This window comes from Enterococcus sp. 2201sp1_2201st1_C11_2201SCRN_220225 (genome assembly GCF_040925905.1).
Taxonomy (GTDB): Bacteria; Bacillota; Bacilli; order Lactobacillales; family Enterococcaceae; genus Enterococcus_C; species Enterococcus_C asini_A.
The window spans coordinates 38,119-55,895 of the sequence record NZ_JBCOJC010000001.1; the positions used below are offsets into that span (position 1 = coordinate 38,119).

The following is a 17,777-nucleotide window of genomic DNA, read 5'->3' on the forward strand; positions in this document are numbered from 1 at the left end:
GATATTAAGACTATTGTCAATATCCCTTTTTTAAAGAAATTAGGAGGAACAGTTGTGGAAATTTCGATGATTGGTTTAGGAAAAATGGGAATGGGAGTCGCTGAAAATTTATTGAATCATCAATACAAAGTTAACGGCTTCGATATTAATTCAAATTTGGGAGAGAAATTAACTGAATTAGGCGGCATTTTTTATTCGAATATTGATAGTCTTTTAGCTGATAAAGCACAGCAAAAAATTATTTGGCTCATGTTGCCAGCAGGTGATTTAACAAACAATATGATCAAGTTAGTGGTCGAAAAAATGAGTAAAAATGATATTTTGATTGATGCTGGAAATTCACACTATCAAGATAGTTTAAACAATGCTGAAATTTGTCAGGAAAAAGGAATCAATTTTCTTGATGTTGGGACATCTGGGGGCGTAGCAGGTGCTAGAAATGGAGCTTGTATGATGGTTGGCGGTTCAAGGCAGATTTTTGAACAATTACAACATGTTTTTGAAGACCTTTGCGTGGATAAAGGAGTTATCTATACAGGTGAAAATGGCAGTGGTCATTATCTGAAAATGGTTCATAACGGCATTGAATATGGGATGATGCAATCAATTGGGGAGGGATTTAATTTACTCTATCATAGTCCATATGAATATGAATTAGCTGAAGTATCACAGGTTTTTAATCATGGTTCAGTCATTCGTTCTTGGTTAATGGAATTAATGGAAAATATTTATCGTGAAAAGATTGATTTTAATGAAATTGCTGGAATAATTCCTTCTTCTGGTGAAGGAAAATGGACAGTAGAGGAAGCATTACGCTTAAAAGTAAATTTGCCAGTGATTTCCCAAGCTCTTATGACAAGATTTGCTTCAGAAGATTGTGATAAAATGGGAGAAAAGCTTGTGGCGTTATTGCGCAATCAATTCGGCGGACACGCCTTTATAAAGGATGAATAATTTTGACGGTATTTTTAGGAATAGACGTAGGGACCACTGCCATTAAATTTGGTGTAATTAAAGAAAACGAGCTGCTGTATACTAGTGAATTTCCTTTGAAAACGTATGGGGATGACAGAATCAAATATCAAAACCGTTCTGAAATCCTGCAAGCATTAAAAGAAGGCATTTTGCAGATACCGATTCAGCTTAGAAAAGCTATTACTAAAATGAGTTTTAGTGTAGCGATGCACAGCTTAATGCCAATGGATAACAGCAATCAGGTTTTCTTGTGGTCTGACCTGCAGGCAGCACAAGTAATTCAACGATTTAAAGAGACGCCGTTAGCTTCAAAATTTTACGAAATTTCGGGTACTCCGATTCACGCCATGTCTTCTTTTGCTAAGTTGTTGTATTTTCATCAGGAAAAAGACTATGCTAAAAAGATGCAATGGTATGGAATCAAGGAATTAGTGATGAATTATTTTACTGGACACTATGTCATTGATTATGCCACGGCCTCTGCCACCGGACTGTTTGATTTAAAGAAAAAGCAATGGAGTCAAGAAATTTTGGAATACCTAGGTATTAATCAGGAGCAGTTGGCACGATTAGTTGATACCGATGAATCTTTTGCAATGTTACCCGCTATGCGAAACTTATTTGATTTTGGACAATCGATTCAGGTCATTGTAGGGGCTAGTGATGGTACACTAGCAGCTTATGCAAGTTATTACGCCACCGGTCGGGCTGCAAGTTTAACAATTGGAACCAGTGGAGCAGTCCGTAAAGTATCAAATGAAATTCAATTAGATTCACTTAAACAGAATTTCTGTTATTATTTAAAAAATAATCTATGGGTTAAAGGCGCACCTTCAAATAATGGTGGGGTGGTATTGGCTTGGTCAGCAGAAAACTTAGGAAAAAATCCCGCAACTTTTTACGAGAGTCTTCCTAAGCTTCTTGAAAAAACACCTTTAGGCTCAAAAGGATTGCGCTTTTTTCCCTATTTAAATGGTGAGCGCGCACCATATTGGAGCAACGAGATTAAAGGCGGTTTTCATGATTTGACGCTGCAACACTCAAGAGAAGACATGATTCGTAGCGTAGTAGAAGGAATGTTACTGAATATGCGTCAATTAGTTGAGTTGGTAGCTTTAGGTGAGGAATTATCTGTCAGTGGAGGTTTCTTCCAAACGGCTGTGTTAGGTCAGTTAGCAGCAGATATTTTCGGGTCAACTTGCTTTTATGCACCGCAAAATGAACCGATTTTTGGTTTGTATTATTTATTGGAACAGCCGGAATTGGTTATTGAAAAACCACAGCAAGTCTTTGTACCACAGTTATCAAGTAGTCATGAATATGAGAAGTTGGCACAAAATTACTTCTCGGTAAATTCTTGAACGATGTATTCCATTAATAATAATAGTTTTCCGAAAAAGCTATTATAGCTAATGTTTTGACTATCTAAGGGGCGTTCATCAGTAACTTCAAAGATAATTGTAGCCGCATCGGTTGCTCTTGAGTGGCTGTTTCCTGTAAAAAGGATTGTGGGAATCTTATGTTCTTGAGAAAAAGACATTTTTTCAATGACTTTTTGTGTTTCACCGGATTTAGAAATAACAATCATCATACTGATATTGTCAGCATTATTATTAATGATTCCCGATGAATCAGCAGCGTTAACGAAAAGTGCCTTAATTCCATTAACTAACAACTTTTTATAAAGATATTCAGCAATAATGCTTGAAAAACCAGTAGCGTAAATTGTGATGAATTTTTCTTGGTTTTTCTGATAGATTTTTTTCATTGTTTGAATGGAGGGTTCAATTTTTTCAGTTGGTATCGAAATATCAACAGTAGCTTTCACAAACTGATTTTGAGGATGGTACTGGTTTTTTAAAAAGTAGAACAGTTCCAGATAACCAGAAAAGTCCAATTTTTGTGCCAAACGAACGATAGTTGCTGGCGACGTATAGAGTGTAGAGGCGATGTTTCGCAAAGAAATACCCTCTAGCTCATTGATATGTTCTGCTAAATAAGCCAGAATTGTCATATCATTAGTGGAGAGTTGTTTTCCTTTAGTGATTAAATCTAGATCCATATTGATGCCTCCAGCTTGAAAGATTACGCTTTTTTATTATACACCATGAATTTTTTTAAAAAAGCTGAGCAGTTGATTTATATGTAAGTAAAGGATACATCGTTAACTTAAAATAGTGAAGGAGAAAAGTATATGTTTGGATTTTTGAAAAGTAAACAGATGAATGTCTATACGCCAGTTAATGGAAACGTAGTCAGCATTGAAAAAGTAAAGGATCCTGTTTTTAGTCAAAAGATGATGGGGGAAGGATTCGCCGTTAAACCATTAGATGGAAAGATTTCTGCTCCTGTTAATGGGATAGTTCAAACAGTTTTTTCTACTTTACATGCCTTAACAATCAAGGCCGATAATGGGACAGATATTTTGATTCATATTGGCTTAGATACAGTTGAGCTGAATGGGGAAGGCTTTAGTTCAGCGATTCAAGCCGGACAATCCGTTAAAGTAGGGGATCTTTTAGTAAATGTTGACTTATCTCTCTTGGCTGAAAAGGGAAAAGATGATATTGTAATCGTTGTTTTCCCTGAAATGGAAGGAAAAAAAGTAATCCCCCAATGCGGAAAAAAACAGCTTGGTGAAATAGCTGCGGTCTTAAAATAGGAAAGTTCTCTAGTGGAAAAATTTGTGTTAGAATACCCCATGACACTAATCTTAGAAAGAGGTCTATTATGACACAATCCACTTCCGCCTACATCCACATCCCTTTTTGCCGCCATCTGTGCTACTATTGCGATTTCAATAAGGTCTACCTAGAGGGGCAACCGGTGGACGACTATATCGAAATGCTATTACGAGAAATGGAGCTATCTTTAGCACTTCAACCCATTACTGCTGCGCCAACTCTTTATATCGGTGGGGGCACGCCTACTGTTTTAACGGAGAAACAGTTGGATTTCTTACTAGGTGGGATTAATCAGCTTTTTCCGATGGAGACAGTGGAAGAGTTTACCATTGAAGCGAATCCGGGAGATTTGACGAAAGAAAAGTTGCAAGTCATGAAAGATCATGGCATTGATCGTTTATCCATGGGAGTACAGACCTTTGATGATAAATTATTAAAGAAAATAGGCCGTAGACATACCGCAGCAGATGTCTATGATTCTATGAAATTATTGGAACAAACAGGTTTTGATAATGTATCCATTGATTTGATATACGCGTTGCCGGGCCAAAGTTTGGCTAGTTTTTGCGATACCTTAAAACGGGCTTTGGAACTGGATTTGCCTCATTATTCTCTGTATTCCTTGATTTTGGAAAATAAAACCATGTTTATGAATTGGGTACGCCAAGGAAAGCTAACTTTACCGGATCAAGAAGAAGAAGCATTGATGTTTGAAGAAACTATTAAAGCCATGGAAACAGGCGGGCTTCATCAATACGAAATCAGTAATTTTGCTAAATCTGGGAAAGAGTCCAAACACAATAAAATTTACTGGCATAACGAACACTATTTTGGTTTTGGAGCGGGAGCGAGCGGTTATTTAGGAAAAGAACGCTACAAAAACTTTGGTCCGATTCAACATTACTTAGAACCTTTGCGTCACAATCAGCTGCCGGTTTATGAACGAGAAACGCTAACACAAAACAACCAGATGGAAGAAGAAATGTTTTTAGGCTTGCGCTTAAGAGAAGGGGTTTCCCAAAGACATTTTGCAGAAAAATTTGGAATTTCATTAGCAGAAGTCTACGGTTCAGTGGTGGAAGAATTGCTTAACAAAGGTTGGTTGGAACAAATCGGCGAACGTCTGCGTTTATCCAAAACGGGACTAGCCATTGGCAATGAAATATTTGAACGCTTTTTATTGGAAGAAGACGCCGAATAGGTAGTCTTCTTTTATTGTTTAAGATGTCTTAAGAAAATTAGCACTCTCGTTAAACAAGTGCTAAAAATAGAAGGATAATCCTTGACATATAGAGGGAATATGATATATTTATAATCGTGTTAGCACTTAACGATAAGGAGTGCTAACAAGGGGTGAATGAAATGTTGACAGCAAGGCAACAAAGTATTCTACGTCTCATCATCCAGAACTTTACCCAGACTGGATTACCGGTGGGTTCAAAGAAATTGATGGAAGAAGGAATCGATGTCAGTTCCGCCACAATTCGGAATGAAATGAAAGTCCTAGAAGATTATGGACTTTTGCAAAAGACTCATTCTTCTTCGGGACGAGTCCCTTCATTATTAGGATATCGTTACTATGTCGATCATCTTTTGCAACCAAGCCGGGTCAATAAGAAAGAGATTCAAACCATCCGCCGTTCTTTTCAAGGTGAGTTTCATGAAATCAATGAGATCATGAAACAATCGGTGGACATTCTTTCCAATTTGACGAGTTATACCGCATTGTCTCTGGGACCGGATGTGAAAGACAGACGTCTGACTGGTTTTCGAATCGTTCCTTTAAACAATCGTCAAGTAGTTGCCATTCTGGTGACGGACAAGGAAAATGTGGAAAGTCAAGTTTTTGAAATTCCACCCACAGTTTCTGGCTCAGATTTAGAAAAAGTGGTACGAATCATCAATGACAAACTAGTAGGCGAGCCATTAACGATTGTTTATCAAAAACTGCATACGGAAATGCCTTTGTTTTTACAAAAGTACTTTTTAACGCCTGATGGCATTTTGACTTTACTGGATACCATGTTAGGCCGAGCTTTTGAAGAGAAGGTTTTTGTAGGGGGCCGCATGAATTTTGTGGACTTTGAACCTACTCAAGACGTAAGCCAGTTTAAATTGATGTACACGTTAATGAAGGATCCAGAAGAACTGACTCAACTCTTAGTTCCCTTGGATCAAGGTATTCAAATCCGTATTGGAGATGAATTGGGCAATGAGCTCTTTGCCAATATGAGCTTAATCCAAGCATCCTATGAGATTGATGGACATGGGACAGGGACCATCGCGTTATTGGGACCAACGAATATGCAGTATTCCCGTCTGTTCGGTCTAGTCGACGCCTTTCGCCATGAATTAGCGGGAAAAGTCGCCGATTATTACAAGTCTTTGGATGATTCCAACGACTAGCTATAAAATGATTGATAAAGAAGGGAAGTTAAGACGTGTCTGAAAAAGATGAGTTCACAGAAGAAGTGGAAGAATTAAAAGATTTAGAAGACGCAGCCGAAAATGCGACAGAAGAAATCTCAGAAGTGGAAAAATTAACTGCTGAACGAGACGGCTTTGAAGATCAATTTTTACGGGCCCGGGCAGAGATTGCCAATATTACCAACCGCAATCGCAACGAACGGGAGCAATTACAAAAATATCGTTCTCAAGATTTAGCCAAAAAACTTCTGCCTTCCATTGATAACTTGGAACGAGCATTGCAAACAGAAGTTCAAGATGAACAAGGAGCAAGCTTGAAAAAAGGCGTGGAAATGGTTTTAGAAAGTTTATTAGTCGCTTTAAAAGAAGAAGGAGTCGAAGAAATTCCTGCAGCTAAAGGGGATGTCTATGATCCAAACCTTCACCATGGTGTGCAAGTTATTCCGGCAACTGAAGAACAACCTGCCGATACCATTGTGGAAGTCTTCCAAAAAGGCTATCGTCTTCATGACCGTATTTTGCGGCCAGCCATGGTAATCGTGGCACAATAAGTAGCAGTTTCAAGTAATGAAATTACTTTACATTTAAATTTAAAGGAGCGTTTTATTATGAGCAAAATTATCGGTATCGACCTCGGAACAACCAACTCTGCAGTAGCAGTCTTAGAAGGTGGCGAAGCAAAAATCATCGCCAACCCAGAAGGTAACCGCACTACGCCTTCCGTTGTTTCTTTTAAAAATGGTGAAATTCAAGTAGGGGAAGTTGCAAAGCGCCAAGCAGTAACCAACCCTAATACAGTAGCTTCTATCAAACGTCACATGGGTGAAGCTGGCTACAAGGTGGATGTGGAAGGCAAATCTTACACACCACAAGAAATCTCTGCTATGATCTTACAATACTTAAAAGGTTTTGCTGAAGATTACCTAGGAGAACCGGTTGACAAAGCTGTTATCACAGTACCTGCTTACTTTAACGATGCCCAACGTCAAGCAACAAAAGATGCGGGTAAAATCGCGGGCTTAGAAGTTGAACGGATTGTCAATGAACCAACTGCCGCAGCTTTGGCTTATGGTATGGACAAAACAGATAAAGACGAAAAAATCTTAGTCTTTGACCTTGGTGGTGGTACTTTCGACGTTTCCATCCTTGAATTAGGGGACGGTGTCTTCGATGTATTATCAACTGCTGGTGATAACCACCTAGGTGGGGATGACTTTGATAACAAGATCATCGACTACATGGTAGCTGAATTTAAAAAAGACAATGGCATTGACTTGTCCAACGATAAAATGGCATTGCAACGTTTGAAAGACGCTGCTGAAAAAGCGAAAAAAGACTTGTCTGGCGTAACCAGCACTCAAATTAGCTTACCATTTATCACAGCTGGTGAAGCAGGACCATTGCACTTGGAAATGACATTGACTCGTGCGAAATTTGATGAATTAACTGCTGACTTAGTTGAACGGACTAAAATTCCAGTACGTCAAGCATTGAAAGATGCTGGCTTGAATCAATCTGAAATCGACGAAGTAATCTTAGTCGGTGGTTCTACACGGATTCCATCAGTTGTGGAAGCTGTCCGCAAAGAAACAAATAAAGAACCAAACAAATCCGTAAACCCTGATGAAGTTGTGGCCATGGGTGCTGCAATCCAAGGTGGGGTTATCACGGGTGATGTGAAAGATGTGGTCTTACTTGATGTAACCCCATTGTCACTAGGGATTGAAACTATGGGTGCGGTCTTCACCAAATTAATCGACCGTAACACAACAATTCCAACTTCTAAATCTCAAGTATTTTCTACTGCGGCAGATAATCAACCAGCTGTAGATATTCACGTATTACAAGGGGAACGTCCAATGGCTGCGGACAACAAAACACTTGGTCGCTTCCAACTAACGGATATTCCACCAGCTCCTCGGGGGATTCCTCAAATCGAAGTTACCTTCGATATTGATAAAAACGGGATTGTAAATGTTTCAGCTAAAGATTTAGGTACTCAAAAAGAACAAAAGATTACCATTAAATCTTCTTCAGGCCTTTCTGACGATGAAATCGAACGCATGGTAAAAGATGCAGAAGCCAATGCGGATGCCGATAAACAACGGAAAGAAGAAGCGGATCTACGTAACGATGTTGATGCTTTGTTATTCACTGTTGACAAAACCTTGAAAGAATTAGAAGGCAAAGTGGATGCTGATGAAGTGAAGAAAGCTGAAGATGCTCGGGACGAATTGAAAGCTGCTGTTGAAGCCAACAACTTGGAAGAAATGAAGACTAAACGGGATGCTTTGAATGAAATTGTTCAAAACTTAACGGTGAAACTTTATGAACAAGCAGCTCAACAACAAGCTCAAGAAAATCCTGAAGCAGAACAACAAGCACAAGGCGGGGCTGATGATGTAGTCGATGCTGATTTTGAAGAAGTCGACGACAAATAAGTTTTAAAGAAGCGATAAAATATGGCTTAGGCCACGGACAGCCAAAGTGATTAACTTTGGCTGTTTTTTCCCAATTAGCACCATTTTCTTTAGCATTTTTCGAAAGATGCTACTGCTTATTCATAAGATATGGTAAAATAGCCAAAGCATAATGGTCTAACTGGGTTTAGTTAGCTTTTTGAAGTAGGAGGAAAGCCAATGGCAGAGAAACGAGATTACTATGAAGTCCTGGGCGTAGCAAAAGGGGCAACTGATGATGAAATAAAAAAGGCATACCGCAAGCTTTCCAAAAAATACCATCCTGATATTAACAAAGAACCAGATGCAGAAGAAAAGTTTAAAGAAATTTCTGAAGCCTATGAAGTCTTAAGTGATGCGCAAAAACGAGCAGCTTATGATCAATACGGTCACGCAGGTACCAATCCAAACTTTGGTGGCGGCGGAGGTTTTGGCGGTGGCTACAGTGATTTTGGTGGTTTTTCTGGCGGAGGTTTCGGTGGCTTTGAAGACATCTTTGATACATTCTTTGGTGGTGGGGGTTCCTCTCGCGGGGCCAATCCTAATGCCCCTCGTCAAGGAGCGGATTTGCAGTATTCCATCAAGTTGAAGTTTGAAGAAGCAATCTTCGGCTTAGAAAAGACGATTCGTTATAATCGGGAAGAAGAATGCCACACTTGTCACGGAAATGGTGCTAAGCCAGGCACGCAACCTGTAACCTGTCATAAATGTGGTGGTTCTGGTACGATTAACGTGGAACGTCAAACTCCTCTTGGTCGAGTAATGAGCCGTCAAACCTGTGATGTTTGTCACGGTACTGGTAAAGAAATCAAAGACCCATGCCCAACCTGTGGTGGTTCTGGTCATGAAAAGAAAGCCCACGAATTAAAAGTCAATGTGCCTGCAGGTGTGGAAGATGGTCAACAAATGCGTCTTCAAGGCCAAGGAGAAGCAGGAACGAATGGTGGACCATATGGTGACTTGTACGTAGTCTTCCGCGTTGAAGAAAGTGATATCTTCAATCGAGAAGGAGCAGAAATTTACTATGAGCAACCATTGAATTTTGTCCAAGCAGCATTAGGCGATGAAATCAATGTACCTACCGTCCATGGAGATGTGAAGTTGAAAATCCCAGCTGGAACCCAGACTGGTACCAATTTCCGCTTACGAGGCAAAGGAGCACCAAAACTTCGGGGTAGCGGCAATGGTGACCAAACCGTCCGGGTGAAAGTCATGACTCCACGGAACTTGAGTGAGGAACAAAAAGCTGCATTACGTCAATTTGCTGAAGTTAGTGGCAATAAGATTAATGAGGCTGAAGGCGGCGAAGGCTTCTTTGACAAGATGAAAGATGCTTTTAAAAAGAAATAAACAATGAGAAAAGGAAAGTTGCCAATTTTGATTGGTTGACTTTCCTTTTTGTGTTACGTGCTGATGGCAATGGGAAAATTCTAAAGAGAAGCAACTAGTTTAACAAGTTCTGCTGACGGTTTATGGTATGCTGATAGAAAGGGAGTGAAGTGAATGATTAGAAGTTTTAGAAGTCCTCAAAAGTATGTGCAAGGCCCGGGAGTCTTTGCTACTCAATTACAAGAAGTGAAAAAATTGGGGAATGAAGGTCTTTTAGTAACCGATGATTTTGTTTGGCAGTTAGTAGGTAACAAAATTGCCCAAGACCTGGAGCAATTAGGGATGAAAGTTCACGTTTTATTAGTAGCAGAGTTGGATTTAGCGAAGTGGACAAAGAGCAGTGGCCTTGAAGTGATCATTGGCCTTGGGGGAGGTCGGGTAATGGATGTTGCAAAAACGTTGGCGAATAAGATGCAAGCTCGTTGCGCAATTTTGCCAACTTCTGCCGCAACTGATGCGCCTACCTCGAGTATTTCTGTGATTTATGATGAACAGGGGTATTTTGTGGGCTATGACCATTATCAATTCAATCCAGATTTGGTTTTAGTGGACAGTCAAGTAATCTTTGATGCTCCAGGAAAATTTTTAGTTCAAGGAATCGCCGATGGACTGTGTACTTATATCGAAGCTTCCACGGTGGCCAAGTGGGAAAAAGAGGACAGCAAGCCGACTATTGCTGCTTTAACCTTGGCAAAAGCGTGTTGCGATACATTATTTAAGCAAGGAAAACAAGCGCTACAAGATCAACAAACAGGCCTTCTCAGCCAGGCTTTTGAAGATGTGATTGAGGCGAATATTCTCTTAAGTGGATTAGGGTTTGAAAATGGGGGCTTAAGTATAGCCCACGCTTTTCACAATGCTCTTTTAGGAGATCCTTCCTTACAAGTTACAGCTAGCCATGGAGAAATCGTGGGGATAGGCCTGCTTTTGCAACTAGTTTTAGAAAGACAAACAGATCGTTCTTCTTATCAAGACTTCATGTTAGACTTGGGCTTGCCGGAAAAGCTGAGTCAGCTAGGGGTCTTCCTAACTAAAAGTCAAAAAGAACGTTTAGCAGAAGAAATTTTGGCTGCAAAGCACAAAGGCAATCCCTTTGATCCAAAGATTACAAAAGATGAGTTAATGGAAGCACTGACAGGAATCATGGAGTAAAGAAATTTAGTTAAGGAAGACGTAATAAGGGCAAATGGTCCAGAAATGAGCGAAATAGATGAAGAAGAAGCTAATTTTTCTTAGTATCCTAGTTATGGTTTTTATATTGGTCTTTTTATATTTCGAATATCATCAAGATCTTAAGTTATGGCTTGATCCCAAAGTCTCAAAGAAACTTTTATTGGCACAAGTTCGTTCCCATGGGATAGAAGCGGCTTTACTTTTATTATTACTCATTACGGTGATGTGCGCCTTACCGGGAATTCCAACTTCTGTGATTTGCATTTTTGTTGGTGTTTGTTATGGGCCTTATTGGGGAAGTTTGATTAATTGCACGGGGAGTTTAGCAGGAAACTTGCTAGCAATCAGCCTCTTTCGTAAAATCAAATTGATTGATCCACAGCATAAAAAGAATGCGTGGGTGCAAGCAATTGCTAAGATGAAGCATCCTAAAATTGGTTTAATGCTGGGCTATATGATTCCCATTGTCCCGACTTTTTTAGTGAACTATACCGCCACATTAAAAGCTTTCACAATAAAAGAAGTGCTGTTTCCTGTGTTATTGGGTGTCTTGCCTACTTCGGTTTTTTATGCACTAGGAGGAGATGCGTTGTTTAATGGCAATCTTTCTAGAATTATCATAATTGTTGTGGCTTTAGGTGCGCTTTTGTTGTTAGTTATTTTATTGAAAAAGCACGAGCAAGTAATAGAAAAGTAAGAAGTGTCAGAAGGGGATTTTTGTATTCCCCTTCTTTTTTGTAGCCAATGCGTCAAAAATTCTGAAGAAGAAGTAAAGGATTTATGCTTTCGCTTTAGTCCAGTGATAAAAAATAGCGAAAATATGTTCGCTATGGTAAAATAAGCAAGTTAGGAAACCTTTTTTATGGCAAGTTTGCTAAAAGAAGGTACACTAGGGAAGAAGAGAGGATGATTTCTGTGATTGAACGTAAAACAAATCACCAGTTTGAATTGGTTTCCAAGTATCAACCAGCTGGCGATCAACCAGAAGCCATTAAAGAATTAGTAGCAGGAGTTCAAGCCGGAGAAAAAGCCCAAGTTTTGTTGGGGGCGACAGGTACCGGGAAGACTTATACGATTTCTAATTTGATTCAACAAGTAAATAAGCCAACGTTGATTATTGCCCATAACAAAACCTTAGCCGGACAATTGTACGGGGAGTTTAAAGAATTTTTCCCGAATAATGCTGTGGAATACTTTGTCAGTTATTATGACTATTACCAGCCAGAAGCCTATGTCCCATCTTCGGATACATATATTGAAAAAGATTCTAGCATTAATGATGAAATCGACAAACTACGCCACTCAGCTACCAGCTCCTTATTGGAACGCAATGATGTGATCGTAGTGGCTTCGGTTTCTTGTATCTTTGGTTTAGGTTCTCCCATGGAGTATCAAAAACAAGTAGTGTCATTGCGAGTAGGCATGGAAATCAGCCGAGATCAATTACTTCGGCGCTTGATTGAGGTCCAATTTGAGCGAAACGATATTGATTTTCAACGGGGACGCTTTCGAGTGCGAGGAGATGTAGTGGAAATCTTCCCAGCTTCACGGGATGAGCGGGCATTGCGGGTGGAATTTTTTGGGGATGAAATTGATCGAATTCGAGAAGTTGATGCCTTAACGGGCGAAATTATCAGCGAAACTGAGCATGTCTCGATTTTCCCAGCGACTCACTTCGTTACCGATGAAAATCATTTGGAACATGCCATTGCCAGTATTCAAGCGGAATTGGATATTCGTTTGAAAATTTTGCGGGATGACAATAAATTATTGGAAGCCCAACGCTTAGAACAACGCACGAATTATGATATTGAAATGTTGCGGGAAATGGGGTATACCTCAGGAATTGAAAACTATTCCCGTCACATGGATGGTCGTAATCCGGGAGAACCACCGTATACTTTGCTGGACTTTTTCCCTGAAGATTATTTAATTGTAATTGATGAATCCCACGTTACCATGCCTCAAATTAGAGGGATGTACAATGGGGATCGCGCCCGGAAGCAAATGTTAGTGGACTATGGTTTTCGCTTGCCTTCTGCTTTGGACAATCGTCCATTGCGCTTGGAAGAATTTGAAGAGCATGTCCATCAAATCGTCTATGTTTCCGCTACGCCAGGACCTTACGAAGAAACCCAAACAGATATTGTGGTCCAACAGATTATTCGACCAACAGGATTGTTGGATCCATTGATTGAAGTGCGGCCAATTATGGGACAAATTGATGATTTAGTTGGTGAAATCAATGAACGAGCGGCTAAAGATCAGCGAGTCTTTGTCACCACGCTAACTAAGAAAATGTCCGAAGATTTAACGGATTATTTGAAAGAATTAGGCATTAAAGTCAAATATTTGCACAGTGATATCAAAACCTTAGAACGAACGGAAATCATCCGTAATTTACGCTTAGGTGAATTCGACGTCTTAGTGGGGATTAATCTTTTGCGAGAAGGACTAGATGTGCCGGAAGTTTCTTTAGTGGCGATATTAGATGCGGATAAAGAAGGTTTCTTGCGCAGTGAACGTTCCTTAGTCCAAACCATTGGTCGAGCTGCTCGAAATGCAGAGGGGAAGGTTATTATGTATGCGGACAAAATCACGGATTCTATGAAAAAAGCCATTGATGAAACCGCCCGTCGCCGTAGCATTCAAGAGCAGTATAACCAGGAGCACGGGATCGTACCGAAGACGATTATTAAGGAAATTCGCGATTTAATTGCCATTACGAAAGTAGCAGAAGAGGAAGCAACGTACACGTTAGCCGATTACGATGATATGTCGAAAGAAGATCGCGAAACGTTAATCTTGAAGTTGGAAAAAGAGATGAAAGATGCTGCCAAAGCCTTGGACTTTGAAACAGCAGCAACGCTTAGAGATACGATTTTAGAACTAAAAGCAGCCTTGTAATAGCTGTTTTGTAAGGAGGCCAATTATGGCAAATGATAAAATTGTGATTCGTGGGGCACGAGCCCATAATTTAAAAAATATTGATGTAACGATTCCTAGAGATGAGTTGGTAGTAGTAACGGGACTATCTGGCTCTGGCAAGAGTTCATTGGCTTTTGATACCCTTTATGCAGAAGGGCAACGGCGTTATGTGGAGAGCCTTTCCGCTTATGCCCGCCAATTTTTAGGCCAAATGGATAAACCAGATGTGGATAGTATTGATGGCTTGAGTCCGGCAATTTCCATTGACCAGAAAACCACTAGTAAAAATCCGCGATCCACAGTGGGAACTGTCACTGAGGTCAATGATTACTTGCGGCTATTGTATGCTCGAGTGGGGCATCCGATTTGTCCTAATGACCATATTGAAATCACCAGCCAATCTCCGGAACAAATGGTAGATGCAGTGCTGGCTTTACCAGAACGCACCAAAATTCAAATTTTGGCACCGATTGTTTATCAGAAAAAAGGTCAGCACAAAAAAGTCTTTGAAATGATTCAACGAGAAGGCTATGTTCGCGTGCGCGTAGATGGTGAAATTTATGAAATCACTGAAGTACCAGAACTTGAAAAAAATCGTAAACATGAAATCAGCATTGTCATTGACCGGATTGTAGTTAAAGAAGGCGTACGTTCGAGATTATTTGGCTCCTTTGAAACAGCGTTACAGTTATCTAAAGGCTATGCAGTAGTGGATGTAATCGGTCAAGAAGAAATGCTTTTTAGTGAACATTATTCCTGTCCTATCTGTGGCTTTACAGTAGGAGAATTGGAGCCTCGCCTTTTTTCTTTCAATGCTCCCTTTGGTGCTTGTCCTGAGTGTGATGGATTAGGCATTAAATTGGAAGTGGATGAGGATTTGGTCATTCCTGATGCGACGAAAACCTTAGCAGAAGGGGCGATTGCTCCTTGGAATCCCATTAGTTCTCAATATTATCCTGAATTATTGCGACAAGCTTGTGAAAGTTTTGGAATTGATATGGATACCCCTTTTGAAGACTTGCCTGAAGAACATCGAGAAATTATTTTGCGAGGTTCCAATGGAGAAGCCTTTCATTTCCATTATGAAAATGACTTTGGCGGTGTGCGGGATGTGGAAGTGCCTTTTGAAGGGGTACTGACGAATATTAATCGCCGTTTCCATGAAACCAATAGTGATTTTACCCGGGAACAAATGCGTCTTTATATGACAGAATTAACTTGTCAAGCTTGTCATGGCTATCGTTTAAATCCACAAGCCTTATCCGTCCAGATCAATGAAGTGAATATTGGACAGCTGAGCCAGTTGGCCATTGATAAATCATTAGACTTTATTGAAAGTCTAAAATTAACCGAACAAGAGCAAACCATTGCCCGACCGATTTTAAAAGAAATTGACGATCGTTTAAACTTTTTACGAAATGTCGGCTTGGAATACTTAACGTTAAGTCGCGCCAGTGGCACATTATCTGGAGGAGAAGCTCAGCGGATTCGGCTGGCCACTCAAATCGGTTCCAATTTATCCGGGGTACTGTACATTTTAGACGAACCCTCCATTGGCTTGCATCAGCGAGATAACGACCGTCTCTTGGATTCATTACGAAAAATGCGGGATTTAGGCAACACTTTAATCGTGGTAGAGCACGATGAAGATACTATGCGGGCAGCGGACTACTTGATTGATGTAGGGCCTGGAGCAGGGGCTCAAGGGGGCGAAATCGTAGCTGCCGGAACGCCTAAAGAAGTGGCCGAAGTGGCTGAGTCCATCACCGGCCAATACTTATCTGGTAAAAAGAGCATTCCAGTGCCAAGTGAACGTAGAAAAGGCAATGGCGGCAAAGTCACCATCACCAAAGCTTCCGAAAATAATTTAAAAGATATCAATGTGGATTTTCCATTAGGCAAATTTATTGCAGTTACCGGTGTTTCCGGTTCTGGTAAATCTACTTTGGTCAATGAGATTTTAAAGAAAGCATTGGCCCAAAAAATCAACCGCAACTCCCATAAGCCTGGGAAATTTAAAAAGATTACTGGCTATGAAAAAATTGAAAAGATCATTGACATTGACCAAAGTCCAATTGGTCGTACGCCGCGTAGTAATCCAGCTACTTATACCAGTGTTTTTGATGACATTCGCGATCTTTTTACCAAGACCAATGAAGCAAAGATTCGCGGCTATAAGAAAGGACGCTTCAGCTTTAACGTCAAAGGTGGCCGGTGTGAAGCTTGTAAGGGCGATGGTATCATTAAAATCGAGATGCATTTCTTACCTGATGTTTATGTTCCTTGTGAAGTCTGTCATGGAAAACGCTACAATTCAGAAACTTTAGAAGTGCACTATAAAGGCAAAAATATTGCTGAAATTCTCGAGATGACGGTAGAAGATGCAGTGGAATTCTTTAAACACATTCCTAAAATTCACCGGAAACTAGAAACCATCGTGGATGTAGGTTTGGGTTACGTCACGTTAGGACAACCAGCCACTACCTTATCAGGTGGGGAAGCTCAACGGATGAAATTGGCCAGTGAGCTGCATAAAAAATCGAACGGCAAGAGTTTTTATATTTTGGATGAACCAACTACAGGCTTGCATACCGATGATATTGCTCGCTTACTGCAAGTTTTGGAACGTTTAGTGGATGCAGGAAATACGGTTTTAGTCATTGAACACAATTTAGATGTGATTAAAACGGCCGATTGGTTAATCGACTTAGGGCCAGAAGGTGGAGACGGCGGTGGTACAATCGTGGCTACTGGAACTCCTGAAGATATTGCCAAAGTACCAGAAAGTTACACTGGACAGTATTTGAAACGAGTCTTGAACTAAATTTTTCCTATGATTTTCTTACTAGGAGCGTGGAGCCTTGCTTTACGCTCCTTTTCTAGTGTATGATAAGATACTGAAAATAGGTTGAGGCACTAGCGAAGTTAGCTGGCAGGCTGAATCCGGGAAAGAAGGAGTACAGTTGGAGAACTTTTTTAGTATTATGGGTGGCATGGGGACTATGGCCACAGAAAGTTTTGTGCGAATTTTAAATCAACGAACCATTACCCATAAGGATCAGGATTATTTGAATTATGTCTTGTTCAATCACGCCACTGTACCCGATCGAACACAGGCTATTTTAGAGCCTGAGACTGCGGCAGACCCATTGCCTTATTTATTAGATGATATTGCCAAACAAAATTTATTAGGGCCAAATTTCATTGTTTTGACTTGTAACACCGCTCATTATTTTTATGACCAGTTACAAAAAGCTACTGAAATTCCAATTTTACATATGCCAAGAGAAGCAGCGAAAGCTTTATCGGGTAAGCAACATGGCGGAAAAGTTGCTTTTTTGGGAACAGAAGGCAGTGTAAAAGCAGGAGTTTATACAAAAGAATTAACAAATGCTGGCTTTGAAGTGGTAAATCCTCCAGCTGCCTTACAAAATAAGGTGAATCAATTGATTTATGGAGATATTAAGGAACGAGACTTTCTGAATGTACCTCTGTATCATGAAATTTTGGCAGATGCCATTGAAGGACAGGGATGTGAAAGTGTGGTATTAGGCTGTACTGAGCTTTCTTTAATGGAAGAACATGCGCCAGGTCACGGTTATCACGTGGTTGACGCCCAGTCAATCTTGGTGGATTGTACCATTGAACGTGCATTAGAGGACCGAAAGATAAAATAAAGAGTACGTCTTCCTGAGTGAGGAAGGCGTTTTTTTATATTTTGACAAGACTAGGAATAAAGGAG

14 protein-coding genes are annotated in these 17,777 nt (G+C 40.2%); 13 read left to right on the forward strand and 1 reads right to left on the reverse strand.

Annotated features, from left to right (window positions below; all coding sequences use genetic code 11):
* Positions 1–54 precede the first annotated feature (54 nt).
* Complete coding sequence (gene gnd, locus AB5754_RS00200; RefSeq protein WP_368259410.1) at positions 55–954, forward strand: phosphogluconate dehydrogenase (NAD(+)-dependent, decarboxylating); 900 nt, start codon at positions 55–57, stop codon at positions 952–954.
* Positions 951–2,336: a gluconokinase gene (locus AB5754_RS00205; protein WP_368259429.1), complete on the forward strand. Its 1,386-nt coding sequence runs from the start codon at positions 951–953 to the stop codon at positions 2,334–2,336. Before gnd ends, AB5754_RS00205 begins: the two co-directional genes overlap by 4 nt.
* Here AB5754_RS00205 and AB5754_RS00210 read toward each other — a convergent pair.
* Positions 2,315–3,037, reverse strand: a complete 723-nt coding sequence (locus tag AB5754_RS00210; protein ID WP_368252466.1) for a MurR/RpiR family transcriptional regulator — start codon at positions 3,035–3,037, stop codon at positions 2,315–2,317. The two genes, AB5754_RS00205 and AB5754_RS00210, sit on opposite strands and share 22 nt — an antisense overlap.
* Positions 3,038–3,169: 132 nt before the next feature.
* Here AB5754_RS00210 and AB5754_RS00215 point away from each other — a divergent pair, with 132 nt between their 5' ends.
* The 11 genes from AB5754_RS00215 (at position 3,170) to AB5754_RS00265 (ending at position 17,712) form a co-directional block, all read left to right on the forward strand.
* A complete protein-coding gene (locus AB5754_RS00215) occupies positions 3,170–3,637 on the forward strand; it encodes a PTS glucose transporter subunit IIA (RefSeq protein WP_368252467.1) in 468 nt (155 codons plus the stop codon).
* A 68-nt stretch (positions 3,638–3,705) separates the two neighbouring features.
* Positions 3,706–4,860 carry a radical SAM family heme chaperone HemW gene (gene hemW, locus AB5754_RS00220; protein ID WP_368259411.1) on the forward strand — a complete coding sequence of 385 codons (1,155 nt, stop codon included), beginning with the start codon at positions 3,706–3,708 and terminating at the stop codon, positions 4,858–4,860.
* 161 nt (positions 4,861–5,021) lie between these two features.
* Positions 5,022–6,065 carry a heat-inducible transcriptional repressor HrcA gene (hrcA, locus tag AB5754_RS00225; protein WP_311833560.1) on the forward strand — a complete coding sequence of 348 codons (1,044 nt, stop codon included), beginning with the start codon at positions 5,022–5,024 and terminating at the stop codon, positions 6,063–6,065.
* 35 nt (positions 6,066–6,100) lie between these two features.
* Complete coding sequence (gene grpE / locus AB5754_RS00230) at positions 6,101–6,637, forward strand: nucleotide exchange factor GrpE (protein WP_311833561.1); 537 nt, start codon at positions 6,101–6,103, stop codon at positions 6,635–6,637.
* A 57-nt stretch (positions 6,638–6,694) separates the two neighbouring features.
* Positions 6,695–8,527 carry a molecular chaperone DnaK gene (gene dnaK, locus AB5754_RS00235; RefSeq protein ID WP_311833562.1) on the forward strand — a complete coding sequence of 611 codons (1,833 nt, stop codon included), beginning with the start codon at positions 6,695–6,697 and terminating at the stop codon, positions 8,525–8,527.
* A gap of 198 nt (positions 8,528–8,725) precedes the next feature.
* Positions 8,726–9,895, forward strand: a complete 1,170-nt coding sequence (gene dnaJ, locus AB5754_RS00240; protein ID WP_311833563.1) for a molecular chaperone DnaJ — start codon at positions 8,726–8,728, stop codon at positions 9,893–9,895.
* Positions 9,896–10,048: 153 nt separating this feature from the next.
* Positions 10,049–11,086 carry an iron-containing alcohol dehydrogenase gene (locus AB5754_RS00245; protein ID WP_368259412.1) on the forward strand — a complete coding sequence of 346 codons (1,038 nt, stop codon included), beginning with the start codon at positions 10,049–10,051 and terminating at the stop codon, positions 11,084–11,086.
* Positions 11,087–11,144: 58 nt separating this feature from the next.
* A complete protein-coding gene (locus tag AB5754_RS00250; RefSeq protein ID WP_368252101.1) occupies positions 11,145–11,804 on the forward strand; it encodes a TVP38/TMEM64 family protein in 660 nt (219 codons plus the stop codon).
* Positions 11,805–12,022: 218 nt separating this feature from the next.
* Positions 12,023–14,014, forward strand: coding sequence for an excinuclease ABC subunit UvrB (uvrB, locus tag AB5754_RS00255; protein WP_368259413.1), 1,992 nt, complete (start codon positions 12,023–12,025; stop codon positions 14,012–14,014).
* Between the two features lie 25 nt (positions 14,015–14,039).
* Positions 14,040–16,859, forward strand: coding sequence for an excinuclease ABC subunit UvrA (uvrA, locus tag AB5754_RS00260; RefSeq protein WP_311833567.1), 2,820 nt, complete (start codon positions 14,040–14,042; stop codon positions 16,857–16,859).
* Positions 16,860–16,998: 139 nt separating this feature from the next.
* Positions 16,999–17,712, forward strand: a complete 714-nt coding sequence (locus AB5754_RS00265) for an amino acid racemase (RefSeq protein WP_368252103.1) — start codon at positions 16,999–17,001, stop codon at positions 17,710–17,712.
* The last annotated feature ends 65 nt before the right edge of the window (positions 17,713–17,777 follow it).